Annotated in this window: 23 protein-coding genes, 1 pseudogene and 1 riboswitch; of the genes and pseudogenes, 14 read left to right on the forward strand and 10 right to left on the reverse strand. The window is 72.1% G+C overall.

Annotated elements, in window-relative coordinates:
* Together IO30_RS0130900 and IO30_RS0130905 are read right to left on the reverse strand one after the other, a co-directional pair.
* Positions 1–2,088, reverse strand: coding sequence for a YhgE/Pip family protein (locus IO30_RS0130900; protein WP_031148437.1), 2,088 nt, complete (start codon positions 2,086–2,088; stop codon positions 1–3).
* Positions 2,060–2,971, reverse strand: coding sequence for an ATP-binding cassette domain-containing protein (locus IO30_RS0130905; RefSeq protein ID WP_031148439.1), 912 nt, complete (start codon positions 2,969–2,971; stop codon positions 2,060–2,062). The genes IO30_RS0130900 and IO30_RS0130905 overlap by 29 nt, the downstream gene beginning before the upstream one ends.
* Before the next feature lie 200 nt (positions 2,972–3,171).
* On the opposite strand from IO30_RS0130905, the gene IO30_RS0130910 reads away from it, so the two are divergent.
* The 5 genes from IO30_RS0130910 to IO30_RS0130930 all read left to right on the forward strand — a co-directional run bounded on the left by IO30_RS0130910 (position 3,172) and on the right by IO30_RS0130930 (position 7,394).
* Positions 3,172–3,654, forward strand: coding sequence for an SAV_6107 family HEPN domain-containing protein (locus IO30_RS0130910; RefSeq protein ID WP_031148441.1), 483 nt, complete (start codon positions 3,172–3,174; stop codon positions 3,652–3,654).
* Positions 3,655–3,748: 94 nt separating this feature from the next.
* The gene (locus IO30_RS0130915) at positions 3,749–4,507 is read left to right on the forward strand and encodes a methyltransferase domain-containing protein (protein ID WP_031148443.1); all 759 of its coding nucleotides are present in this window, start codon (positions 3,749–3,751) and stop codon (positions 4,505–4,507) included.
* 262 nt (positions 4,508–4,769) lie between these two features.
* A complete protein-coding gene (locus IO30_RS0130920; protein ID WP_031148445.1) occupies positions 4,770–5,171 on the forward strand; it encodes a DUF3040 domain-containing protein in 402 nt (133 codons plus the stop codon).
* Positions 5,172–5,305: 134 nt separating this feature from the next.
* Positions 5,306–5,932, forward strand: coding sequence for a DUF4126 domain-containing protein (locus tag IO30_RS0130925; protein WP_037895691.1), 627 nt, complete (start codon positions 5,306–5,308; stop codon positions 5,930–5,932).
* A 31-nt stretch (positions 5,933–5,963) separates the two neighbouring features.
* The gene (locus tag IO30_RS0130930) at positions 5,964–7,394 is read left to right on the forward strand and encodes a phytoene desaturase family protein (protein ID WP_078904867.1); all 1,431 of its coding nucleotides are present in this window, start codon (positions 5,964–5,966) and stop codon (positions 7,392–7,394) included.
* A gap of 19 nt (positions 7,395–7,413) precedes the next feature.
* Here IO30_RS0130930 and IO30_RS0130935 read toward each other — a convergent pair whose 3' ends face one another.
* From IO30_RS0130935 to IO30_RS0130955, 5 genes are all read right to left on the reverse strand, one after another.
* On the reverse strand, positions 7,414–8,313 hold the full coding sequence (locus IO30_RS0130935) for a hypothetical protein (RefSeq protein WP_031148450.1): 900 nt from the start codon (positions 8,311–8,313) through the stop codon (positions 7,414–7,416).
* A gap of 51 nt (positions 8,314–8,364) precedes the next feature.
* Positions 8,365–9,279 carry a methylenetetrahydrofolate reductase [NAD(P)H] gene (metF, locus tag IO30_RS0130940; RefSeq protein WP_031148452.1) on the reverse strand — a complete coding sequence of 305 codons (915 nt, stop codon included), beginning with the start codon at positions 9,277–9,279 and terminating at the stop codon, positions 8,365–8,367.
* Positions 9,280–9,363: 84 nt separating this feature from the next.
* The gene (thiE, locus tag IO30_RS0130945; RefSeq protein WP_031148454.1) at positions 9,364–10,026 is read right to left on the reverse strand and encodes a thiamine phosphate synthase; all 663 of its coding nucleotides are present in this window, start codon (positions 10,024–10,026) and stop codon (positions 9,364–9,366) included.
* 77 nt (positions 10,027–10,103) lie between these two features.
* Complete coding sequence (locus IO30_RS0130950) at positions 10,104–10,469, reverse strand: Rv2175c family DNA-binding protein (RefSeq protein ID WP_031148455.1); 366 nt, start codon at positions 10,467–10,469, stop codon at positions 10,104–10,106.
* 123 nt (positions 10,470–10,592) lie between these two features.
* Positions 10,593–11,813 (reverse strand): NAD(P)/FAD-dependent oxidoreductase, encoded by a 1,221-nt coding sequence (locus IO30_RS0130955; RefSeq protein WP_031148456.1) that lies wholly within the window; start codon positions 11,811–11,813, stop codon positions 10,593–10,595.
* 144 nt (positions 11,814–11,957) lie between these two features.
* Between IO30_RS0130955 and IO30_RS0130960 the strand changes: the two genes are divergently transcribed.
* The 8 genes and pseudogenes from IO30_RS0130960 (at position 11,958) to IO30_RS0130995 (ending at position 19,992) form a co-directional block, all read left to right on the forward strand.
* Complete coding sequence (locus IO30_RS0130960) at positions 11,958–12,536, forward strand: IS607 family transposase (protein ID WP_031148458.1); 579 nt, start codon at positions 11,958–11,960, stop codon at positions 12,534–12,536.
* A pseudogene (locus IO30_RS41245) lies at positions 12,529–14,173 on the forward strand (nuclease/transposase family protein). Before IO30_RS0130960 ends, IO30_RS41245 begins: the two are co-directional and overlap by 8 nt.
* A 19-nt stretch (positions 14,174–14,192) precedes the next feature.
* A riboswitch (TPP riboswitch) is annotated at positions 14,193–14,305 on the forward strand.
* Complete coding sequence (gene thiO / locus IO30_RS0130970; RefSeq protein WP_031148460.1) at positions 14,303–15,478, forward strand: glycine oxidase ThiO; 1,176 nt, start codon at positions 14,303–14,305, stop codon at positions 15,476–15,478. (Overlaps the previous riboswitch by 3 nt.)
* Positions 15,475–15,675: a sulfur carrier protein ThiS gene (gene thiS / locus IO30_RS0130975; RefSeq protein WP_031148462.1), complete on the forward strand. Its 201-nt coding sequence runs from the start codon at positions 15,475–15,477 to the stop codon at positions 15,673–15,675. The genes thiO and thiS overlap by 4 nt, the downstream gene beginning before the upstream one ends.
* Positions 15,676–15,680: 5 nt before the next feature.
* Complete coding sequence (locus tag IO30_RS0130980; protein ID WP_031148464.1) at positions 15,681–16,475, forward strand: thiazole synthase; 795 nt, start codon at positions 15,681–15,683, stop codon at positions 16,473–16,475.
* A gap of 111 nt (positions 16,476–16,586) precedes the next feature.
* Complete coding sequence (gene pknB / locus IO30_RS0130985; RefSeq protein WP_031148466.1) at positions 16,587–18,494, forward strand: Stk1 family PASTA domain-containing Ser/Thr kinase; 1,908 nt, start codon at positions 16,587–16,589, stop codon at positions 18,492–18,494.
* Between the two features lie 6 nt (positions 18,495–18,500).
* On the forward strand, positions 18,501–19,397 hold the full coding sequence (locus tag IO30_RS0130990) for a deoxyribonuclease IV (RefSeq protein WP_237403479.1): 897 nt from the start codon (positions 18,501–18,503) through the stop codon (positions 19,395–19,397).
* 79 nt (positions 19,398–19,476) lie between these two features.
* Entirely contained in the window at positions 19,477–19,992 is a 516-nt protein-coding gene (locus IO30_RS0130995; protein ID WP_031148469.1) for a DUF4396 domain-containing protein, read from the forward strand.
* On the opposite strand, the gene IO30_RS0131000 is transcribed toward IO30_RS0130995, so the two are convergent.
* On the reverse strand, positions 19,989–20,621 hold the full coding sequence (locus IO30_RS0131000; protein ID WP_031148470.1) for a sulfite oxidase-like oxidoreductase: 633 nt from the start codon (positions 20,619–20,621) through the stop codon (positions 19,989–19,991). The two genes, IO30_RS0130995 and IO30_RS0131000, sit on opposite strands and share 4 nt — an antisense overlap.
* A gap of 174 nt (positions 20,622–20,795) precedes the next feature.
* Between IO30_RS0131000 and bfr the strand changes: the two genes are divergently transcribed.
* On the forward strand, positions 20,796–21,272 hold the full coding sequence (gene bfr, locus IO30_RS0131005; protein WP_031148472.1) for a bacterioferritin: 477 nt from the start codon (positions 20,796–20,798) through the stop codon (positions 21,270–21,272).
* A 26-nt stretch (positions 21,273–21,298) separates the two neighbouring features.
* Here the strand turns inward: bfr and IO30_RS0131010 are convergent, their stop codons facing one another.
* Positions 21,299–21,550 carry a (2Fe-2S)-binding protein gene (locus IO30_RS0131010; RefSeq protein WP_031148478.1) on the reverse strand — a complete coding sequence of 84 codons (252 nt, stop codon included), beginning with the start codon at positions 21,548–21,550 and terminating at the stop codon, positions 21,299–21,301.
* A gap of 166 nt (positions 21,551–21,716) precedes the next feature.
* Positions 21,717–23,072, reverse strand: a complete 1,356-nt coding sequence (locus tag IO30_RS0131015; protein WP_031148481.1) for a class II 3-deoxy-7-phosphoheptulonate synthase — start codon at positions 23,070–23,072, stop codon at positions 21,717–21,719.
* Between the last annotated feature and the right edge of the window lie 74 nt (positions 23,073–23,146).

Here is a 23,146-nt window from a genome sequence, read left to right on the forward strand (position 1 = left end):
CTACAGGCTCAGTTCCGGGTGGAGCCGGTCCATGGTCCACACCTGCTTGCCGCGGGCAGCGAGGGCGGTCAGCGCGAGGGCGCCGACGGTGAAGGCGACCAGGACCGCGCAGCCCTGCCAGACGGGCCCGAGTCCGCCGCCGGTGATGAGCCGGCGCAGGCTCTCGACGACGTAGGACATCGGCAGGTAGGGGTGGACGGCGTTGAAGAAGCCGGGGCTGGTCTGGACGGGGTAGGTGCCGCCCGCCGAGGTCAGCTGGAGCATCAGCACGGCGAGGACCAGGATCCGTCCGGCCGCGCCAAACTTGGCGTTGAGCCACTGGACGATGGCCGCGAAGCAGCCGGTGACCAGCATCAGGAAGGCGACGGTGAGGGCCGGACGGGCCATCTCCAGGCCGAGGCCCCAGTGGAGGACGGCCATCAGCAGGCCCACCTGGGCGGCGCCGAGGCCCGCCACGGGCAGCCAGCCCGCGAGGGCGATCCGCCAGGGCGAGGCGCCCGCGGACAGGGCCCGCTTGTTCATGGGGGCGATGAGCATGTAGGCGACCATCGCGCCGACCCACAGGGAGAGCGGGATGAAGTACGGGGCGAAGCCGGTGCCGTAGTTGGGCGCCTTGTGCAGGGACCGGTTGGCGAGCTGGACCGGGTCGGACATGACCTCGGTGCGGGCGTCGCGCTGCTGCTGGTCGTAGTCGGGGATCTTGCCAGCGCCCTCGTGCAGGCCGTCCGCGAGGTCGCGGTTGCCGTCGACGAGCTTGTACATGCCGCCGTCGAGGCTGTGCGCGCCGTTGCCGAGCTTGCCGACGCCCTCGTCGATGGCGCCGGAGCCGTTGGTGGCGGAGCCGAGGCCGGTGTGCAGTTCGGCCATGCCGGAGGCGACCTTGTGGGCGCCGGTGTTGAGGGCGTTGACCTGGGCGACGGCCGCGTCGAGGTCCCCGGCCAGCCCGGGCGCCTTGACGACGAGGTCGCGGGCCTTGTTCTCCAGGTCGGTCAGCTGCGTGCGGAGCTTGCCGACGTCGCCGTTCGCGTTCTGGACCAGGGTGCTGACGTCGCCGCTGAGTTCGGCGGCCTCCGCGGCGTCGTCCTTGATCCGCTTGAGGTCGGGGCAGGAGGCCAGGTGCGGCTCGGCGCCGGGGGTGACGCAGTGCCGGGTGTAGTAGGCGTCGGAGCCGGTGGCGGCCTTCTTGGCGGCTGCGGCCGCGCCGGGGGCCTTCTCGGCGAACTTGTCGAGGTGGTTGCGCACGACCTGTGCGGTGTCGGCGACCAGTTCGGCGGTGTCCGCGAGGTTCTTGGGGTCCTTGACGAAGGGCCGGGCCTTGGACGCGGCGCCGTTGACCTTGTCGGCGAGGGTCTGGGTGCCGTCGGCGATGTTCTTGGAGCCGGTCTTCAGCTGGCCGGAGGCGGTGTTGAGCTTCTTCAGGCCGCCGGTGAGCTCGCCGGTCTTCTCCTTGGCCGTGTCGAGGCCGTCGGCGAGGTCCTTGGCGCCCTTCTGCGCCTTGTCCGCGCCGTCCTTGAGCTTGTCGGCGCCGTCGGCGGCCTCGGCGGTCTTGTCGTGCAGGTCGGAGAAGGAGACGAAGATCTTGTCGAGGAAGCCGCGGGAGGCGTTGGTGGACGCCGCGGAGCGGACCTCGGCGAAGACGGTGCGGGAGATCGAGCCGACGATGTAGTTGTTCGCGTCGTTCGTCTGGACCTGGAGGGCTCCGGTGGTGGGGTCCTCGCCGGAGCTGGAGGCGATCTTCTCGCTGAAGTCGGCGGGCATGGTGAGGGAGAGGTAGTACTTCCCGTCCTCCAGGCCCTTGGCGGCCTCCGCGGCGCTGACCTCGCGCCAGTCGAAGGTCTTGCTGTCGTGCAGCTTCTTGGCTATCTCACCGCCGGCGTCGACGCGCTCGCCGTCGACCGTGGTGCCGCGGTCGGAGTTGACGAGGGCCACGGGCACCTTGTCGAGGCGGCTGTAGGGGTCCCAGAAGGACCACAGGTACAGGGCCCCGTACAGCAGCGGCAGCAGGAGCAGTGCGACGAGAGCGGCCCGGGGCAGCTTCCCCCGCCCGAACCGCTTCAGCTCAAGCGCGGCCAGCTTCGGCGAGCGCATCGTCCGCCCCCTTCGTGTCGTCGTCTTCGGTCTTGGCTTCGGTCTTGGCCTCGGACTTGGCCTCGGACTTGGCGTCGGTCTCGTCGGCGTTGTCCAGCGCGTCGTCGTCTGCGGGCTCGTCTGCGGGCTCGTCCGCGTCCGCGTCGGCGCCCTCGTCCGCGGATGCGTCCGCCGTGCCGTCCGGGGTCGCGGCGACCGTGCGCAGGACCGTCGCGTCGGCGGGCGCCTCGCTGCAGACGGCGAGGACGGTGATGCCGCTCGCGGCGATCGAGCGCAGCAGGACCCAGGCCTCTTCGCGTTCGGTGTCCGAGAGCTTGAGGTCGAGGTCGTCCAGGGCCAGCAGCCGTGGGGAGCCCAGCAGCGCGATGGCCACCGAGAGCCGTACGGCCTCCAGGCGCTCCAGGTCCCGTACGGAGGTGCGCTCGCCCTTGGGCAGCGTGGCCGGGTCCAGGCCCGCGGCGGCCAGGGCCGCGTCGATCCGGGCCACGGCCGCGGCGCGGCGCTCGGCGCGCGGCCGCAGCAGGGCGCGGACCGGGCCGTCGTAGCGGCGGTGGAGCAGGGCGCCCTCGCGCAGCTGCTCGGCGACGGTGAGGGCCTGGTCGAGGTCGTTGACGCCGGGAACCGGGCCGAGGGCGGCGATCCGGCGGACCGCGGCCTTGTGCTTCGGCAGCCGGTGGCCGCCGATCTCGGCGTGGCCCTCGGTGGACTTCATGCGGCCGGTGAGAGCGAGGAGCAGGCAGGTCCGCCCGCTTCCGGAGGGGCCTTCGAGCGCGATGAGCGAGCCGGGCGCCGCGTCGAGGGCGACGCCCCGGAAGGCCCAGCCGCGCGGGCCCTTGAGTCCGAAGTCCTCGGCTTTGACGGCCGCGCCGTGCGGGCTGTCCACACCGTCCCCCTTCTTTTTGAACTGACCGGTCAGTTCAAAAACTAGCATCCTTCGGCGCATCCGGTGTGCAGCGGGGGGCAGTTGCCCCCGCAGCGGGCATATCGGTGCAGGTCAGCACGATTGTCAGTGGGGCCGGTCACGATGGAGGCAACGCGATGAACACCACGCGCCGAAGGCAACGCAACGACAGGAGGTTCGTCATGGCCACACCGTCCCCGTCCCCTGTCCATCCCGTCCTGCGGAGGTCCGCCGCTCCGCCGGCCGCCCTCGACCTGCTCGCCAAGGCCCGCGCCGGACTCGCAGAGGCCGCCGCCCTGACCCGGCCCGGCGAGCGGTACGCGACCGCGCACCTCGCCGCGCTGCGCGCCGCCGCCGCGGTGCTCGCCGCCCGCGGGCGGCCCGAACCGGTCTCCCCGCGGCGCAGGCCCCGGATCCGCAGCGCGTGGGAGCTGCTGCCGGAGATGGCGCCGGAGCTCGCCGAGTGGAGCGCGCTGTTCGCCTCCGGCGCCGCTCGCCGGGCCCGGGCGGAGGCCGGGATAGCCGATGCGGCCACCGACCGGGATGCGGACGATCTGGTGCGTGCCGTCGCGATGTTCGTGCGTCTGGTGGAGCGGATGCTCGCCCTCCAGGCGCCGCAGCAGCCCCTGCCGCAGCCGCGTCCGGAGCGTCCGGACGCGGGATGAGCTGCGCGGCAGCGGAAGGCCATAAGGTGGGGCACGGGTGGGGCACGCACCGCTCACCCCCTTCCTTTCCTACCGCGCCGAGGAGCCATCAGCCGTGTCGGACACTTCCCGCCCCCGTGCCTCCCTTCGCACCGCCGTGGTGTGGGAGGTCCTGAAGGAGGCACTCGACCGCCGGGTGAAGGCGACCGGGCGGGACGTGCTGGACGTGCTCGACACCGGCGGCGGCACCGGCAAGTTCGCCGTACCGGTGGCCCGTCTGGGCCACCGGGTCACCGTGGTGGACCCCAGCCCGAACGCGCTGTTCGGGCTGGAGCGCCGGGTCTCCGAGGCCGGGGTCGCCGACCTGGTCCGCGGCGTGCAGGGCGATGCCCAGGGCCTGCTGGACGTCGTCGACCGCGACGCGTACGACGTGGTGCTCTGCCACGGCGTGCTGGAGTACGTGGACGACCCCGCGGAGGGCGTGGCCAACGCGAAGGCCGCGCTGCGCTCCGGCGGCACGCTCAGCCTGCTGGCCGCGGGCCTCGGCGGGGCCGTGCTCGCCCGCGCGCTGGCCGGGCACTTCACCGAGGCCCGCACCGCCCTCACCGACCCGGCCGGCCGCTGGGGCGCCGGAGACCCGGTGCCGCGCCGGTTCACCGCCGAACAGCTCACCGAGCTGGTCGGCGGGGCGGGCCTGGCGGTCGGCGCAGTGCACGGCGTACGCGTCTTCGCCGACCTCGTCCCCGGCGTCCTGGTGGACACGGAGCCGGGCGCCGTGGAGGCGCTGCTGCGGCTGGAAGAGGCCGCGGCGGAGCTGCCGGCCTTCCACGCGGTGGCCACGCAACTGCACGTCCTGGGCGAGAAGCAGTCCTGATCTGCGTACTTCCTCGGACGCAGTGAGCCGTGGACCCTCCGAACCTGCCGTCGGCCCCGTATGATCGTGTGCAGTACCGGCATGGCGGACGGACCGCTGGGGAATAAACGCCTCAGTGACCGCCCCCGCGGCGGTACGGTTTCTGGGCCGTGGCTTTTTGGAACGTGCGTAGAGGGCGGGTATCACGGGGGCGATTCCCCGCCTATCCTGAAGGGGACCCCTGGTCGCTACCCCCCGCGACCGACGGATGAGGAGGACTCCCGTGCCGCTCTCGGAGCACGAGCAGCGAATGCTCGAGCAGATGGAGCGAGCGCTGTACGCCGAAGATCCCAAGTTCGCGACAGCGCTTGAGGGAAGCGGACTGCGTACGTATACCCGGCGACGGGTCTACCAAGCGGTCGCTGGCATTGTGGTGGGTATCGCGCTCCTCATGACCGGTGTGATCATCCCGAACGTACTCTGGGTCAGCGTGGTGGGTTTCCTCGTCATGCTCGGCTGTACGGTTCTCGTGGTCACCGGTTGGCGCAAGGCACCCAAGCCTGGTGAGCAGCCCGTCTCCGGTAGTGCAGAAGGTGCGGCCCATGGCCGCAACCGGCAGCGTCGGTCGATGATGACCCGCATCGAGGAACGGTGGCAGCGCCGCCGTGACGAACAGGGGCAGTGAGCCCCTCTCACACGTGAACAAGGGGACGGCCGCCTCAGGGCGGTCGTCCCCTCACGCGTTCCCCGCCGCCCGCGCGGGCCCGGGAGCCCCCGACCACGCCTGCCGGATCACCCTTTCTGCGCCATGATGATGCGGTGAGTGTGCTCCCCCTGGTCTTCACCAGCGGCTGGGCCAGCGGGATCAACGCCTACGCCGTGGTCCTCCTGCTCGGCATCTTCGGCGCGACCGGGCTGACCGACGAGGTCCCCGAGTCCCTCCAGCGCCCTGACGTGCTGATCGCCGCCGCCGTCCTGTTCCTCTGCGAGGCCGTCGCCGACAAGATCCCCTATGTGGACTCGGCCTGGGACGCCGTGCACACCGTGATCCGCCCGGTGGCGGGTGCCGTGGTCGGCGCGCTGCTGGCCGGACAGAGCGGCTCGCTCTCCGACCTCACCGCCGGCGCGGTCGGCGGCTCCACCGCCCTGGCCAGCCACTTCGTCAAGGCCGGCACCCGGATGGCGATCAACACCTCGCCCGAGCCCTTCACCAACGTCGCGATGAGCACCGCCGAGGACCTCGGCGTGGGAGCCATCGTCACCTTCGCGATGTTCAACCCCGAAGCCGCCGCGATCATCGCGGCGGTGCTGCTGGCCGCCGGACTGGCGATGCTGGTCTACCTGTGGACGCGGATCCGCCGCTTCCTGCGCCGCCGGGCCCAGCGCCGCGAGGAGCGGCGGCTGGCCGCCGAGGCCCGCCGGGTCACCGGGGCCCCACCCCGCTGACCACCTCGGACGCCCTCGATAGGCTCAGCCCATGGCACGAATTGCGGTGATCGGCGCCGGCATGGGCGCGATGGCGACGGCGGCCCGGCTGGCCGTGGCGGGGCACAAGGTGACGGTGTACGAGCGCGGCGCCACCTACGGCGGGGCCGTCGGCCGCTACGAGCGCGAGGGCTTCGCCTTCGACACCGGGCCCGGCCTGCTGCACCTGCCCGCCGTCTACCGCGACCTGTTCGTCAAGACCGGCAAGCGCTCCCTGGAGGACTGCCTCGACCTGGTCCAGGCGGACCCGGCCCTGCGGCACGTCCTCCCCGGGCGCGGCATCGACGTCACCCTCCCCGGCGCCTCGCGCGGCGGGGTCGCCGCCGCCCTCGACGGGGCCTTCGGCCAGGGAGCCGGCGAGCGCTGGAACGGCGTCCTGAACCGGGCCCGGGACGCCTGGGACGCCACCCGGCGCCCGCTGCTGGAGGAGCCCCTGCGGCCCGACTGGCAGGTCCTCGGCCGCGACCCGTACCCGGCGCTGCGGCGGAGCGGCCTGCTGCGCCGCCGCCCGCCGACCCTGGCCGAGGTGGCCGCCCGGGAACTCGGCGGGGACCTCGGGGAGCTGCTGACGGGCCGGGTGGGCTGCTACGGGGTCGACCCCGGGCGGGCCCCCGCCGCCGCGGCGGTGCTGCCGTACATGGAGCAGACCTTCGGCAGCTGGTACCCGCTCGGCGGGATGCGGGCGCTGGCCACCGCCCTGTACGAGCGCTGCCGGGAGCGGAAGGTCGACTTCGTCTTCGGGGCGGAGGTCCGCGACGTCCTCGTACGGGACGGCCGGGCTGCCGGGCTGCTGCTGGCCGACGGCAGCGAGGCCGACGCCGGGTCCGTCGTCTGCGCGGTCGACCCGAGACTGCTGCCGGCCGTCACCACCGCCCGGCCGGACGACGCCGTCCCGCTCCGCGGGGCCCTCGTACCGAGCCGTCTCACGCTCTTCCTGGCGCTGCGCGGCGCCCGCCCCGAGGGCGCCGTCCACCGCACCCTGGTGCACTCCCCCGGCGGCCCGGCCGTCACGGTGCTGCGCCCCGACGACCCCGCCACCCGGCCCGACGCGGAGCACGAGGCGGTGACCGTCAGCGCGGTGTGCGGGCCCGGGAGCGCGGGAGCGGACCTGGGGCCCGAGGAGCTGCTGGAACGCGCCGCAGAGGCCGTCCCGGGGCTGCGGGAGAGGCTGCTGTGGCAGGAGGTGCACACGCCCGTGGAGGTCGAGGCCGCGACCGGGGCCCTGGGCGGCTCGGTGCCCGCCCCCGCCCTCGCGGGGGACGGCGGCCGCCTGCTGCACCCCGGCAATGCGACGCACGTGCCCGGGCTGTACCTGGCCGGGGGCTGGGCACATCCCGGCGGCGGGCTGGCGCACGCCGGGATGACCGGGGCCCTGGTGGCCGGACTGATCGTGGAGGGCGCGGAGTTCCGCGGCTCGCAATGACCGCCGGCCGCGGCCGGGGTCAGTAGCGGTACTGCTCGTACTCCCCCGTGCCCTGGTACGGGTACTGCTGGGGCTGCGGCTCGTGCTGGCCGCCCTGCTCCTCCGCCGGGTAGGGCTGGCTGACGTCCCGCTGCTGCGGGACCCAGACGCCGCCGGGCGGGGTGTCCGTCGAGTACTGCTGCTGGCCGTAGTCGCCGTACGGCTGGTAGCCCTGGTAGTCGCCGGTGGGCTGCGGTACGACCCCGCCGCCGGTGCCGATGTACGGGTCCGAGTAGGCGGCGTAGACCTGCTGCTCGCCCGTGGGGTAGCCCGAGGTGTAGTCGTAGCCGCCGGAGCCCTGGTTCTGCGGGTCGTAGTACGCGGCGTACTGGTGGGCGTCCTGCTCGGCCGTGGTGAACGGCGAGGCGAAGGCCTCGGGCACGCCGACGGCGGGCGGCGCGGAGGCGAAGCTCTGGATCCCGTAGGACCCGGTGTCCTCGGGCACGGGCTGCGGGCTGTAGACCTCTTCGGCCTCGCCCTGGAACTCCCGCCCGGAGGCCCGCTGTCCGGCCTCGTCCGCGTCCTCGCCCGTGGCGCCGTACTCCAGCCCGGTCACCTGGAGGGCGGGTTCGGGGCGCGCGTCGCCCCCGGCGCGGCGCCGCCCGGTCTTGCGTACGGGCTCCCCGCCGCGGCGCAGCGCCCAGCCGGCCACGAACCCCTTGCGGAAGGAGAGCGTCACCAGGGTCTGGCCGACGGCGAACGCGGCCGCGCCGGCCCCGATGACCAGGACCGACGGCAGCACCACCCCGGCGACCACGCCGAGGAAGCCGGTGAAGGCGAGCAGGCGCCAGCGGAGCCGGGCCTTGTACTGCATCAGGACCTCGGCAAGCAGCCACAGCGCGACGAAACCGAACGCGATGTAGAGGACCGTCATTCCCATGCAAGGCCCCTCTCGGTACGGACGACCGCCCAGGAAGGAGGGGCCGGCCGATCAGGCCCGCTGGTGCAGACCCAGGTTCTCGTAGATCTCGAGAGTCGCCGTGGAATTGTTCAGCGTGATGAAGTGCAGTCCCGGGACACCCTCGGACAGCAGCCGCGCGCAGAACTCCGTGGCGAACTCGATGCCAATGGAGCGTACAGCGGCCGGGTCGTCCTTGACCGCGAGCATGCGTTCTTTCACAGTGTCAGGGAAGACCGCGTTGCTGAGCTGGGGCAGCCTGTCGAGCTGCTTGATGCCCACAACAGGCATGACCTCGGGGAGGATCGGGGTGTCGCAGCCCGCCTTCTCGACGCTGTCGCGCAGCCGCAGATAGTTCTCCGGATCGAAGAACATCTGGGTGATCGCATAGTCGGCGCCCGCGCGGCACTTGTCCACGAAGTGCCGGATGTCCGTGTCCCAGTCCGTCGAGCGCGGGTGCATCTCGGGGAAGGCCGCGACACCCACGCAGAAGTCGCCGGACTCCTTGACCAGCCGCACGAGGTCGGCGGCGTAGTGCACGCCCTCGGGGTGGGCCACCCACTCGCCCATCGGGTCGCCCGGCGGGTCTCCGCGCACGACGAGCATGTTCCGGATGCCCACGTCGGCGAACTGCCCGATGACGTTGCGCAGCTCGGCGACCGAGTGGTCCACGGCGGTGAGGTGCGCGACGGGGGTCAGGGTGGTGTCGGCGGCGATCTGCTCGGTGGCGCGGACGGTGCCGCCGCGGGTGGAGCCGCCGGCCCCGTAGGTCACGGAGACGAAGCTGGGGGCCACCGCCTCGACCCGGCGGAGCGCGTTCCAAAGGTTGCGCTCGCCCTTCTCCGTCTTCGGGGCCCAGAACTCGAAGGAGTAGGAGCGCCCGGACGCGAGGAGGTCGCGGACCGTGTGTGCACGGTCCGACCAGGTGGAGGAGGTACCAAGGGCCATAACGGCAGGTTAGACGCGCCCCGACGGACGCCGAAGCTGCGTCCACCCATTGGACACGTTTTTGGACACCTGCGGGACGGCCGCCTACGCCTTGTCGAGACGGGCCCGGACGCGTTCCGCGAGCTCGGCTGCGGCGGCGCGGGGGTCGGCGGCCTCCGTGAGGGCCCGGACGACCACGACCCGGGTGGCGCCCGCGTCGAGCACCTCGTCCAGATTCGTACGGTCGATGCCGCCGATGGCGAACCAGGGCCGGTCCTGCGCCAGGGAGGCGGCGTAGCGGACGAGTCCGAGGCCGGGGGCGAAGCGGCCGGGCTTGGTGGGGGTCGGCCAGCAGGGGCCGGTGCAGAAGTAGTCCACGCCCGCTTCAGCGACGGCCGCGTCCACCTCGGCCTCGGCGTGGCAGGACCGGCCGATGAGCAGGTCCTCGCCGAGGATGGCGCGGGCGGCGGGGACGGGGATGTCCCCCTGGCCGAGGTGCAGGACGTCGGAGCCGATGGCGTGGGCGACGTCGGCGCGGTCGTTCACGGCGAGCAGCTTGCCGTGGCGGCGGGCGGCTTCGGCGAAGACCCGGAGGTGTTCGAGCTCCTCGCCCGCCTCCATGCCCTTGTCCCGGAGCTGGACGATGTCCACGCCTCCGGCGAGGACGGCGTCCAGGAACTCGGGGAGGTCCCCCTGCCGCTTGCGTGCGTCCGTGCAGAGGTAGAGCCGGGCGTCGGCCAGCTGGGTGCGCGCGTCGTTCGCGGACATGGGTGTACCCCCCGGGGTGGGCGGTGCACGGACCGGGGACGGCCCGCGCACCGCGGTGGAGCGGATCGCGGATCAGGTCACAGGGCGAGCGCCTGAGCGCGGCGCTTCACCTCCGTGCCGCGATTCTCGCTCAGCGCCTGCGCGGGCGTGCCCGGCAGGGTCGGGTCGGCCGTGAAGAGCCACTCCAGGATCTCCTCGTCGGAGAAGCCGTCGTCGCGCAGCACGGTCAGCAGGCCCACGAGTCCCTTGACGACCTTGTCGCCGTCGATGAAGGGGGCCGGCACCTGCAGGGAGCGGTTCTCGCCCCGGCGTACGGCGATCAGCTGCCCTTCCTTGACCATCTGGCGGACCCGGGTCACCTCGATGTCGAGCATCTCCGCGATGTCGGGGAGGTACAGCCAGTCGGGGACAAGGGCATCGATCTTTGCGTCAATCTCGGTCACGGGCACAAGCCTGCCATCTCGGATCGGCCGCCGGTACCTGAGCGGCCCCGTCCGGGGCGCGCCCGCCCTCCGGGCCCGGTCCGCGGACGGGGCCCGGAGGGGTCAGACGGTCGCCCGGAGGGGTCAGGCCGTCGCCGATTTCAGCGCGACCGCGGGATCGGCGACCCTGGCGGGGTCGACGGGGACGCCCGACTCGATCAGCTTGCGGCCCTGCGCCAGGTCGCGGGGGCGGCCCACGGCCAGGACCGCGGCCAGGGCGCCGTCGCGCAGCCAGCACACCGACCAGGTGGCCCCGGCCGGATCGCCGCGCCACAGCAGGGCGTCCGCGCCCGCGTGGTGGCCGGCGTACTGCACGAAGCGTCCGAACTGCTCCGACCAGAAGTACGGCACCGGGTCGTACACCGTGGCCGGCTCCCCCGCCAGGATGTTCGCCGCGACCGCGCGCGGTCCCTGGAGGGCGTTGTCCCAGTGGTGCACGAGCAGCCGGGCGCCGTAGCGGGCCGAGGGGAAGGAGGCGCAGTCGCCGACCGCGTACACCCCGGGCAGCGAGGTCCGCAGGTGGGCGTCCGCGGTGACGGAGCCGTCGGGGCCGCGCTCGACGCCGCTGCCGGCCAGCCAGCCGGTGGCCGGGCGGGCCCCGATGCCGACCACGACCGCGCCCGCCTCCAGGGAGCGCCCGTCCGCGAGGCGGACCCGGCCGTCCTCGATGCCGGCGACCTTCGCGCCGGTGATCAGCTCCGCCCCCGCCTCGGCGTACCAGTGGGCCATCGGCTCGGCGACCTCCGGGGGCAGCGCCCCCGCCAGGACCCGGTCGGCGGCCTCGACCACGGTCACCTCGCAGCCCGCCTCCCGGGCGGCGGTGGCGAACTCGGCGCCGATCCAGCCCGCCCCGACCACCACCGTGCGGGGCGCCGCCGCCAGCACCGGCCGCAGCCGGGCCGCGTCGTCGAGGGTGCGCAGCAGGTGCACACCGGGGACGCCCTCGGTCCCGGGCAGGGTCAGGGGCTGCGCGCCGGTCGCCAGGACGAGGACCCCGTACGGGACCGGTCCCGCCTCGGTGTCCAGTTCGCGGTCGGCGGCCCGCAGCCCGGTCACCTCGGTCCCGAGCCGCAGTTCGATGCCGAGCCCTTCGAAGTCCACGTCGAAGGCGGAGTCCTCGGCCTTGCCGAGGAGGACCGCCTTGGAGAGCGGGGGCCGGTCGTAGGGCTGGTGCGGTTCGGCCCCCAGGAGGGTCACGGGTCCGGTGAAACCCTGCTCCCGCAGGGCGACCGCGGTCTGCACCCCGGCCATTCCGGCGCCGACGATCACGACGCCGCTCTGAGTCTGTTCCGTCTGCTCGCTCACGCAGCCAGCCTAATCATCTGACGCTCCGTCAGGAATAGGTGCCGCCTTACCCGCCGTCCGCGCCCGGGGTTAGTAGCTATTGTGCCGTCAGGTCACTCTTGTGAGTGATAGTGCGTTTAGGTGAGTGTGGTTACGGTCGCGGTTGTGAACCTGAAGGAGTGGGCCAAGGCGCAGGGTGTACATCCGCAGACCGCGTATCGCTGGTTTCGTGAGGGGACTTTGCCGGTACCGGCTCAGCGGGTCGGGCCGCGCACGATCCTGGTGAACGTGGAGGGGCATGCCGCACCTGAGGTGGTGGGTGGTGTCGGCCTGTATGCCCGGGTGTCGTCCCATGACCAGAAGGCGGATCTTGAGCGTCAGGTGACGCGTCTTTCGCAGTGGGCGGCGAAGGCAGGTCACCGGGTGGTCCGGATCGAGTCGGAGACCGGTTCGGGTATGAATGGTTCCCGGTCGAAGGCGCGTCGTCTGCTTGCCGACCCTGATGTGACCTGCGTGGTGGTGGAGCACAAGGACCGCCTCGGGCGGATGAACGTGGAACTGGTCGAAGCCGCCCTGTCCGCGCACGGACGCCGTCTCGTCGTGCTGGATGACGGCGAGGTCGAAGACGACCTGGTCCGGGACATGATGGACGTGCTCACCTCGTTCTGTGCTCGCCTGCACGGACGCCGCGGTGCGAAGAACCGGGCTGCCAAGGCCCTGGAAGCGGCGGCGCAGGGTGGCTGAGCCGAGGAGAGAGCTCCGGACAATCGCCACGCCGTTCGTTGCCCTCGGTCCCTCGGGCGTGTCGATACGTGACCGGCTCAAGGCTCTGACGGCGGAGGATGAGAAGGTGCTGCGGCTGGTCGGCGCGCACCTGGGAGCCTTGGCCGGTCATGACCTCAAGGCCCGCTGCGCTGATGGCCTGAGGCATTCCAATGAGTCGTGGGCCGGGCGCAAGCGTGAACTGACTCCGTTGTCGTCGTCCCGGTGGGCCGGGTCGATCACGAAGGCGACGCATGACCAGTGGTCGCTGTCCCGGCGCGCTCAGGCCGCGCACCTGGCCGGGCTTGATGCGGGTATCCGCATGCTCCGCCACCGACTGTCCCTCCCGGTTGGACAGCGCGGCACCAAGCGCGCTCCCGGGGGCTACCGGTCGCAGCGTGAGTGGTTTGCCAAGTCCCGTCGGCTGGCATCCCTGGAAGCCCGGCACGCAGCCGTGTCGGCTGATCGTGAGGCGGGCCGGGTACGGGTGGTGCGCGGAGGCCGGAAGCTCGCCAACACCCGCCACCACCTGGATGCGGCCGGTCTCACGGAACCTGAGTGGCGGGAGAGGTGGGAGGCGGCCCGCTGGTTCCTGTCAGCCGACGGCGAGTCCGGGAAGAGGTTCGGGAACGAGACCATCCGCGTCAGCCCCGACGGGGAGGTCAGCATCAAGCTGCCCGCGCCGCTCGCCGGGTACGCCAACAGCAGGAACGGCCGGTACACACTCGCGGCGCGCGTCGCGTTCCCCCACCGGGGCGAGGAGTGGCGCGACCGTACGTCTACGGACCGGGCTGTCGCGTACCGCATCCACTACGACACCTCGCGTGGCCGCTGGTACCTCGACGCCTCCTGGACACGCCCCGCCGTCCAGACCATCCCTCTGCCGGCGGCCCGAGCGAACGGCATCGTCGGCGTGGACACGAACGCCGATCACTTCGCCGCCTGGCGACTCGATCCCCACGGAAACCCCGTCGGCGAACCGCACCGCTTCCCCTACGACCTGTCCGGAACCGCTCAGCACCGGGACGCGCAGATCCGCCACGCCATCACCCGCCTCCTCCACTGGGCACAGCGGTGCGGCGTCACGGCCATCGCCATCGAAGACCTCGACTTCACTGACGAGAAGACCCGCGAGAAGCACGGCCGGAGGAAGAAGTTCCGGCAACTGATCTCCGGCATCCCCACCGCCAGGCTCCGTGTACGGCTCGTATCCATGGCAGCCGGAAGGGGTCTGGCGATCGTCGCGGTCGACCCCGCGTACACCAGCCTGTGGGGCGCCCAGCACTGGCAGAGGCCCATGACAGCGCCCCGCCGCACCACGACCCGGCACGATGCCGCGAGCATCGCGATCGGCAGACGCGCCCTCGGGCACCCGGTCCGGCGACGGACGGCACCGCCCCGCGACGACCGGAGCGATCGTCGCGGGCATCGGACCGTCCAGGCCGGAGGACACCCGAGGACGTGAGGAAACCCGACCCCGTGTTCCCGGACCACGCACACGATGCGCGCAGCCCGGACACGGAGCGAAAGCGGGCAACCAGCACGCCCAACACCGTCCGGGGCGCGCGGCTGAGGGAGACCAGTCCTGGCAACAGGACTCACTCCCGCCCAGTCTCTAGGAACGGTTAGTCTGGCCACCGTACCTATCGCGGGAGTCCGGGCGCACCGGGCTGAGAGGGAGGCTGGACGGCCTCCGACCGTACGAACCTGATCCGGGTCATGCCGGCGAAGGGAGGGGCTGGACGCCCATGCACGCATCTCGAACGAGAAGAGGATCCGACGTCCTCGTCGTCGGAGGCGGGATCATCGGCCTCGTCACGGCCTGGCGGGCGGCCCGCCAGGGGCTGCGCACCGCACTCGCCGACCCGTCACCCGGCGGCGGCGCCGCCCAGGTCGCGGCCGGCATGCTGGCCCCGGTCACCGAGCTGCACTACGGCGAGGAGGCCCTGCTCGACCTCGGGCTCGCCTCCGCCGCGCGCTACCCGCAGTTCGCCGAGGAGCTCGCCGAGGCCAGTGGCGGCCTGGACATCGGCTACCGCGCCTGCGGCACCCTCGCCGTCGCCCTCGACGCCGACGACCGCCTCCACCTGCGCGAGCTGCACGCCCTCCAGCGCCGTTGCGGCCTGGACTCCGAGTGGCTCACCGGTCGCGAGTGCCGCCGCCTGGAACCGATGCTCGCCCCGGGCGTACGCGGCGGGCTGCGCGTCGACGGCGACCACCAGGTCGACCCTCGGCGGCTCGCGGCCGCCCTGCTGGCCGCCTGCGAACGGGCCGGCGTGGAGATCCACCGGGCCCCTGCGCAGCGGCTGCTCGTCACCGCCGACCGGGCGTCGGGCGCCGTGCTCGACGAGGGCACGGAACTGCACGCGGACCAGGTGGTGCTGGCGGGCGGCTCCCTGAGCGGCCGGCTGGCGGGCGTACCGCCGCAGGCCGTGGCCCCCGTCCGGCCGGTCAAGGGGCAGGTCCTGCGGCTGTCCGTACCGGCGGCGTACGCGCCGTTCCTGTCGCGGACCGTACGGGCGGTCGTCCGCGGCAGCCACGTCTACCTGGTCCCGCGCGAGAACGGCGAGCTCGTCATCGGCGCCACCAGCGAGGAACTCGGCTGGGACACCACGGTCACCGCGGGCGGGGTCTACGAACTGCTGCGCGACGCCCACGAGCTGGTACCCGGCATCACCGAACTCCCGCTCACCGAGACCCGGGCGGGGCTGCGGCCCGGTTCACCCGACAACGCCCCCCTGCTCGGCCCGACCGAACTGCCGGGCCTGCACCTGGCCACCGGCCACTACCGCAACGGGGTGCTGCTGACCCCGCTCACCGGCGAGGTGATGGCGGAGCTGCTGGCCACCGGCGAACTGCCGCAGATCGCCCGCCCCTTCACCCCCCGCCGGTTCTCCGCCGCACGTCAGGAGTCGTACGCATGACCATCTCCGTCAACGGCGAACCGCGCGAGGTCGCGGCCGGCACCACCCTCGACACCGTGGTCGCCACCCTGACCGCCGCGCCGTCCGGCGTCGCCGCCGCGCTCAACGAGACCGTGGTCCCGCGCGGGCAGTGGCCGGCGACCCCGGTGGACGACGGCGACCGGGTGGAGATCCTCACCGCGGTCCAGGGGGGCTGAACTCCATGGCCGACGACCTCTTCGTCCTGGGCGGCCGGACCTTCTCCTCCCGCCTGATCATGGGCACCGGCGGGGCCCCGAGCCTGGACGTGCTGGAACGGTCCCTGGTGGCCTCCGGCACCGAACTGACGACGGTGGCGATGCGGCGCCTGGACCCCACGGTCCAGGGCTCCGTCCTGTCCGTCCTGTCGAAGCTGGGCATCGCGGTCCTGCCGAACACCGCGGGCTGCTTCACGGCCGGGGAGGCCGTGCTGACGGCCCGCCTCGCGCGGGAGGCCCTCGGTACGGACTGGATCAAGCTGGAGGTGGTCGCCGACGAGCGGACCCTCCTGCCCGACGGCGTCGAGTTGCTGGACGCCGCCGAGGTCCTGGTCGACGAGGGCTTCACCGTCCTGCCCTACACGAACGACGACCCCGTGCTCGCGCGGAAGCTGGAGGACGTGGGCTGCGCGGCGATCATGCCGCTGGGCTCCCCGATCGGCTCCGGAATGGGCATCCGCAACCCGCACAACTTCGAACTGATCACGGAGCGGGCCGGGGTCCCGGTCATCCTGGACGCCGGGGCCGGCACCGCGTCGGACGCGGCGCTGGCGATGGAGCTGGGGTGCGCGGCGGTGATGCTGGCCTCCGCGGTGACCCGGGCGCAGGAGCCGGTGCTGATGGCGGCCGCCATGCGGGACGCGGTCTCGGCGGGCCGCCTCGCGCGCCGCGCGGGCCGCATCCCGCAGCGGCGCTTCGCCGAGGCCTCGTCCCCGGCGCAGGGCCGCGCCGACCTCGACCCGGAGCGCCCGGCCTTCTGACCCGGTCCGGCGGGCCCGGCGGGACACGGTCCGCAGTCGGGTCCGTCACAGCTGCGCTGCAAGGCGACCCGCCCCGGCCGGGGCGGGTCGCGCCGATCGTAGAATCGCCGGGTGGATACGACCCTGGATGACCCCCTCGTCGGGCGCGTGCTCGACGGCCGCTACCGCATCGACGCCCGTATCGCGGCCGGCGGCATGGCCACGGTCTACCGGGCCGTCGACACCCGCCTCGACCGCGTCCTCGCGCTGAAGGTGATGCACCCGGCGCTCGCCGCCGACGCCGCCTTCGTCGACCGGTTCATCCGGGAGGCGAAGTCCGTGGCCCGGCTCGCCCACCCCAACGTGGTCGCCGTCTTCGACCAGGGCACGGACGGGCCGTATGTCTACCTCGCCATGGAGTACGTCTCCGGCTGCACCCTGCGCGACGTGCTCCGCGAGCGCGGCGCCCTCCAGCCCCGGGCCGCCCTCGACATCCTCGAAGCGGTGCTCGCCGCCCTCGGCGCCGCCCACCGGGCCGGTTTCGTCCACCGCGACATGAAGCCCGAGAACGTCCTGATCGGCGACGACGGCCGGGTCAAGGTCGCCGACTTCGGCCTGGTCCGGTCCGTGGACTCGGTGACCAACACCACCGGCTCCGTCCTCGGCACCGTCTCCTACCTGGCGCCCGAGCAGATCGAGAACGGCGTCACCGACACCCGTGTGGACGTCTACGCCTGCGGGGTCGTCCTCTACGAGATGCTCACCGGCGCCAAGCCGCACACCGGCGGCAGCGCCGCCCAGGTGCTCTACCAGCACCTCAACGAGGACGTCCCGGCGCCGTCGGCCGCTGTCCCCGGGCTCCCCGTAGGCCTGGACGAGCTCGTCCTGCACGCCACCGCCCGCAATCCCGAGCTGCGGCCCTCCGACGCCGCCTCCCTGCTCGGCCTCGCCCTGGAGGCCCGCGCCCGGCTCACCGACGCCGAGCTGGACTCCGTACCGCCGCAGGCCCGCGCCGAGGAGCGGACGGCCGCCGAGGACCGCACCAGCGTGATCGCCCGGCCGGTCACTGCCCCGCATGCGGTGCACCACACCTCCCGCCTGGAGAGCCCGCCCCCGCCGCCGGTCGCGCACCGGCCCCGGCGGGAGCTGCGCCCCCGCCGCGGCACCCTCCTCGTGGTCGTCGGCGTCCTGCTGGCCCTGGGTCTGGGCACCGGCGTCTGGTACATCAACTCCGGCCAGTTCACCAAGGTCCCCCACCTGCTCGGCAAGACCGAGAAGCAGGCCAGGGGCCAGCTGTACGCCGAAGGCCTCGCCGTGAAGGGGATCAGCCAGAAGTTCAGCAACTCCTTCGAACGCGGCGCCGTGATGGACACCGATCCCCCGGCCGGCAAGCGGATCCGCACCAACGGCGCGGTGGCCCTCACCATCTCCCGCGGCCCCGAGGTCGTGGCCGTGCCCAACCTGAAGGGCCGGCCCCTGGAAGAGGCCAGGACCCAGCTGACGGAGGCCGGCCTCGCGCCCGGCCAGGTCACCCAGGCCTTCAGCCAGGACATCGCCCAGGGCGCGGTGATCAGCTCCGACCCGGCGGGCGGGGAGAAGCGGGCCCCGGACACGGCGGTCGCGCTCGTCGTCAGCAAGGGCCGCCCCGTCCCGGTACCGAACGTGGCCGGGCAGCAGGTCGACCAGGCGCGCGCCGCGCTGGAGGGCCTCGGCCTGAAGGTGGCGGTCGCCCCCGAGGAGGTCAACTCCCCCGGAGCGGCCGGTACGGTCGCGAACCAGTCGGTCGGAGCGGGCACCCAGGCCGCGGCCGGGGACACCGTCACCCTGACCGTCTCCAAGGGCCCCCGCCAGCTCCCGGTGCCGAACGTGACCGGCCAGGACGTGGACGCGGCCCGCAAGACCCTGGAGGGCGCGGGCTTCAAGGTGAAGGTGGAACGGCCGTTCCTGTCCTTCAGCAACACCGTGGAGAGCCAGTCGGTGCCCGCCGGCCAGAACGCCCCCGAGGGCAGCACGATCACCGTCAAGACCAAGGGACTGTAGGGGTACGTGGAACAGCAGGAGCACGTGGAACAGTCGGCGGGGGCCCAACGCAATCCCGTGGGCGGGCACGTGCCCGTCGCGGGCGGGCTCGCCTCGGTCGGGCTGACGTACGCCCGGGAGATGGGGGCCGAAGCCGTCCAGGTCTTCGTCGCCAACCCGCGGGGCTGGGCCACCCCGGTCGGCAACCCGGCACAGGACGAGCTGTTCCGCGCCGGGTGCGCGGCCGCTTCGATCCCGGCCTACGTGCACGCGCCCTACCTGATCAACTTCGGCTCGCACACCGAGGCGACCGTGGAGAAGTCGGTGGAGTCGCTGCGGCACTCACTGCGCCGCGGCCGCGAGATCGGGGCGCTCGGGGTGGTCGTCCACACCGGCTCGGCGACCGGAGGCCGCCCGCGCGAGGCGGCGTACGCGCAGGTCAGGGAGCACATGCTGCCGCTGCTCGACGAGCTGACGCACGAGGACGACCCCTTCCTGCTGCTGGAGTCCACGGCCGGCCAGGGCTCCTCGCTGTGCTCGCGGACCTGGGACTTCGGCCCGTACTTCGACGCCCTCGACCACCACCCCAAGCTGGGCATCTGCCTGGACACCTGCCACATCTTCGCGGCCGGGCACGACCTGGCGGAGCCCGGCGGGACCAAGCAGACGCTGGACCTGCTGGTGGACACGGTGGGCGAGGGCCGTCTCAAGCTGGTCCACGCGAACGACTCCAAGGAGGGGGCGGGCGCGCACAAGGACCGGCACGCGAACATCGGGCAGGGCCACATCGGCCGGGACGCCTTCGCCGAGCTGTTCACGCACCCCGCCATGGAGGGCGTACCGCTGATCATCGAGACGCCGGGCGGGAAGGAAGGGCACGCGGCGGACGTCGCGCTGCTGAAGGAGCTGCGCGCCTTCCACTGATCCGTTGAGGAATACCCCTGGGGGGTATGTGGTTCTGCTCTCCGCAGGACCGTTACCCGGCATTCCCGAGGGGGCTCCCATGGACCACGCGCACGAGCACCACGAGCACCACGCACCTCACGGACACCACGACGGCGATGGCAGCGGCAAGGTCAGCTGGGCCACGGCGGCGCGGGCCACGCTGCACTGCCTGACCGGATGCGCCATCGGCGAGGTCCTCGGCATGGTCATCGGGACCGCGCTGGGCTGGGGCAACGTACCCACGATGGTCCTGGCCATCGCCCTGGCCTTCTTCTTCGGCTACGCGTTCACCCTGCGCGGGATCCTGAAGGCCGGCGTGGACCTTCCTACGGCCGTCCGGGTGGCACTGGCCGCCGACACCCTGTCCATCGCCGTCATGGAACTGATCGACAACGGCGTGATCGCCCTCTGGCCGGGCGCCATGGACGCGCACCTGACGGCGCCGCTCTTCTGGATCGTGCTGGCCATCGCGCTGGCGGCGGCCTTCGTGATCACGGTCCCGGTCAACAAGTGGATGATCGGCCGTGGCATGGGGCACGCGGTGGTCCACCGCTACCACCAAGAGACGGCCTAGAGCTCGGGGCCGTCCCCGGGCTCCTCCTGGTAGGAGTAGCGCTGCTCGCGCCAGGGGTCACCGATGTTGTGGTAGCCCCGCTCCTCCCAGAACCCTCGACGGTCGGCCGTCATGTACTCGATGCCGCGGACCCACTTGGGGCCCTTCCAGGCGTACAGGTGCGGGACCACCAGCCGCAGCGGGAAACCGTGTTCGGCGGTGAGCAGTTCACCGCCCTGGTGGGTGGCGAAGACGGTGCGCTCGGAAGCGAAGTCGGCCAGCCGCAGGTTGGAGCTGAAGCCGTACTCGGCCCACACCATCACATGGGTGACCTGCGGGGCCGGCGGCGCGAGACCGAGGAGGGTGCGGGCGAGCACGCCGCCCCATTCGGCGCCCTGCATGCTGAACTTCGTCACGCAGTGCAGGTCCGCCACGACGGAGTCGAACGGCAGGGCCGCGAACTCCTCGTGGTTCCAGCAGTGCTTCTCCCCGTCGGCGGTCGCGCCGAATACGCGGAACTCCCAGCGGTCCGGCTTGAACTTGGGCACGGGACCGTAGTGGGTGACCGGCCAGCCTCGCTGCAACCGCTGCCCCGGGGGAAGCTCCAGCGGCTCTGCTCCCGGAGATTCCCGGCTTTCCGGCTGACCCATGAGTCCATGGTGACAGACTGGGCAGGGTGGTCATGACCAGCCGAGGGCCCGATTCAGGCAAGTCACGGTAACTCCCACTAAGGAGGCACTTACTGGACGCCCCCGGACGGCGGTGCAAGGATGCGCGCAACTGCCCCGTCACATAGCTGACATTGCCTGGAAGGAGCCTCTGCGATGCAGGGCGACCCCGAGGTCCTTGAGTTTCTGAACGAGCAGCTGACCGGCGAGCTGACGGCCATCAACCAGTACTGGCTGCACTACCGCATCCAGGACAACAAGGGCTGGACGAAGCTCGCCAAGTACACGCGTGAAGAGTCCATCGATGAGATGAAGCACGCGGACAAGATCACCGAGCGCATCCTGATGCTCGACGGTCTGCCGAATTACCAGCGCCTCTTCCACGTGCGGGTCGGCCAGACCCTCACGGAGATGTTCCAGGCGGACCGCCAGGTGGAGGTCGAGGCGATCGACCGCCTCAAGCGCGGCATCGAGGTCATGCGCGGCAAGGGGGACGTCACCTCCGCGCGGCTCTTCGAGGAGATCCTCGAGGACGAGGAGCACCACATCGACTACCTCGACACCCAGCTGGAGCTCATCGAGTCCCTGGGCGAGCCGCTCTACATCGCACAGCTGATCGAGCAGCCCAGCTAGTACGCGCGGCGAGGGGCAGAGGTGGTCTAGGCCGCTTCCGCGAGCTCGGGCGAGGGCGCCACGTCAGCGGCGAGGACCGCCGCCGCATTGCCCTTCTCCAGCAGCTCCCGGCGGGGGCACGCGCCGCGGCCGAGTATGCCCTGGATGGTGCGCACGCAGGAGCCGCAGTCGGTTCCGGCCTTGGTCGCAGAGGCGATCTGGCGCGGGGTACAGGCCCCGGCTGCCGCGTGGTCCTTGACCTGCTTGTCGGTGATCCCGAAACAAGAGCAGACGTACACGCGGTTCACCTCCCTGGCAGGAATGGTTCGGCGAGCCATCCCCTATTCGGTGAGGCTTACCTAACCGTACCCAAAGTTAGGCAACCCTAAAAGCCCCCGATATGACGATGGGGCGCGGATCACATCGATCCGCGCCCCATCGTCGTACGAACGTACTGAGTGATCCCTACTGGTCGCGGTACATCTCGGCGACCAGGAACGCCAGGTCCAGGGACTGACTGCGGTTGAGCCGCGGGTCACAGGCCGTCTCGTAGCGCTGGTGCAGGTCGTCGACGAAGATCTCGTCGCCGCCGCCCACGCACTCGGTGACGTCGTCACCGGTGAGCTCGACGTGGATGCCGCCCGGGTGGGTACCCAGGGCCTTGTGGACCTCGAAGAAGCCCTTGACCTCGTCGAGCACGTCGTCGAAACGGCGCGTCTTGTGGCCGGAGGCCGCCTCGAAGGTGTTGCCGTGCATCGGGTCGGTCACCCAGGCGACCGTGGCACCCGAAGCGGTGACCTTCTCGACCAGCTCGGGGAGCTTGTCGCGGACCTTGTCGGCGCCCATGCGGACGACGAAGGTCAGCCGGCCCGGCTCCCGCTCGGGGTCCAGGCGGTCGATGTAGGTCAGCGCCTCGTCCACGGTGGTCGTGGGGCCGAGCTTGATGCCGATCGGGTTGGCGATCTGCGAGCAGAACTCGATGTGCGCGTGGTCCAGCTGGCGCGTGCGCTCACCGATCCAGACCATGTGGCCCGAGGTGTCGTACAGCTTGCCGGTGCGCGAGTCGGTGCGGGTCAGCGCACCCTCGTAGTCGAGCAGCAGCGCCTCGTGGGAGGCGTAGAACTCGACGGCCTTGAACTCGGCCGGGTCGGTCCCGCAGGCCTTCATGAAGTTCAGCGCGTTGTCGATCTCGCGGGCCAGCTGCTCGTAGCGCTGACCGGACGGGGACGACTTCACGAAGTCCTGGTTCCAGGCGTGCACCTGGCGCAGGTCGGCGTAACCACCGGTGGTGAAGGCGCGCACCAGGTTGAGCGTCGAGGCGGACGCGTTGTACATCCGCTTCAGCCGCTCGGGGTCCGGGATGCGGGCCTCTTCGGTGAAGGCGAAGCCGTTGACGGAGTCGCCGCGGTAGGTCGGCAGCGTCACGCCGTCGCGGGTCTCGGTGTCCTTCGAGCGCGGCTTGGAGTACTGGCCGGCGATGCGGCCGACCTTCACGACGGGCACGGAGGCCGCGTACGTGAGGACGGCGCTCATCTGGAGCAGGGTCTTCAGCTTGGCGCGGATGTGCTCGGCGGAGACGCCGTCGAAGGCCTCGGCGCAGTCGCCACCCTGAAGGAGGAACGCCTCGCCCTTGGCGACGGCTCCCAGACGGGCGCGCAGCTGGTCGCACTCACCCGCGAAGACGAGGGGAGGATACGACTCGAGGTCCGCGACGACAGCGCGCAGGGCCTCGGCATCGGGGTACGAAGGCTGCTGCGCCGCGGGAAGGTCTCGCCAGGCCGCCTTGGCGGCGGGGGCTTGGGTTTCAGCGTTCACGGTCACCTCGTACACATTACGGCGTCACACGGCTTGTCCAGCCGTGCGCCCACTACGTGAGACAGATATCTCCCGAACTG

This window comes from Streptomyces xanthophaeus, from assembly GCF_000725805.1.
Lineage (GTDB): Bacteria > Actinomycetota > Actinomycetes > Streptomycetales > Streptomycetaceae > Streptomyces > Streptomyces xanthophaeus.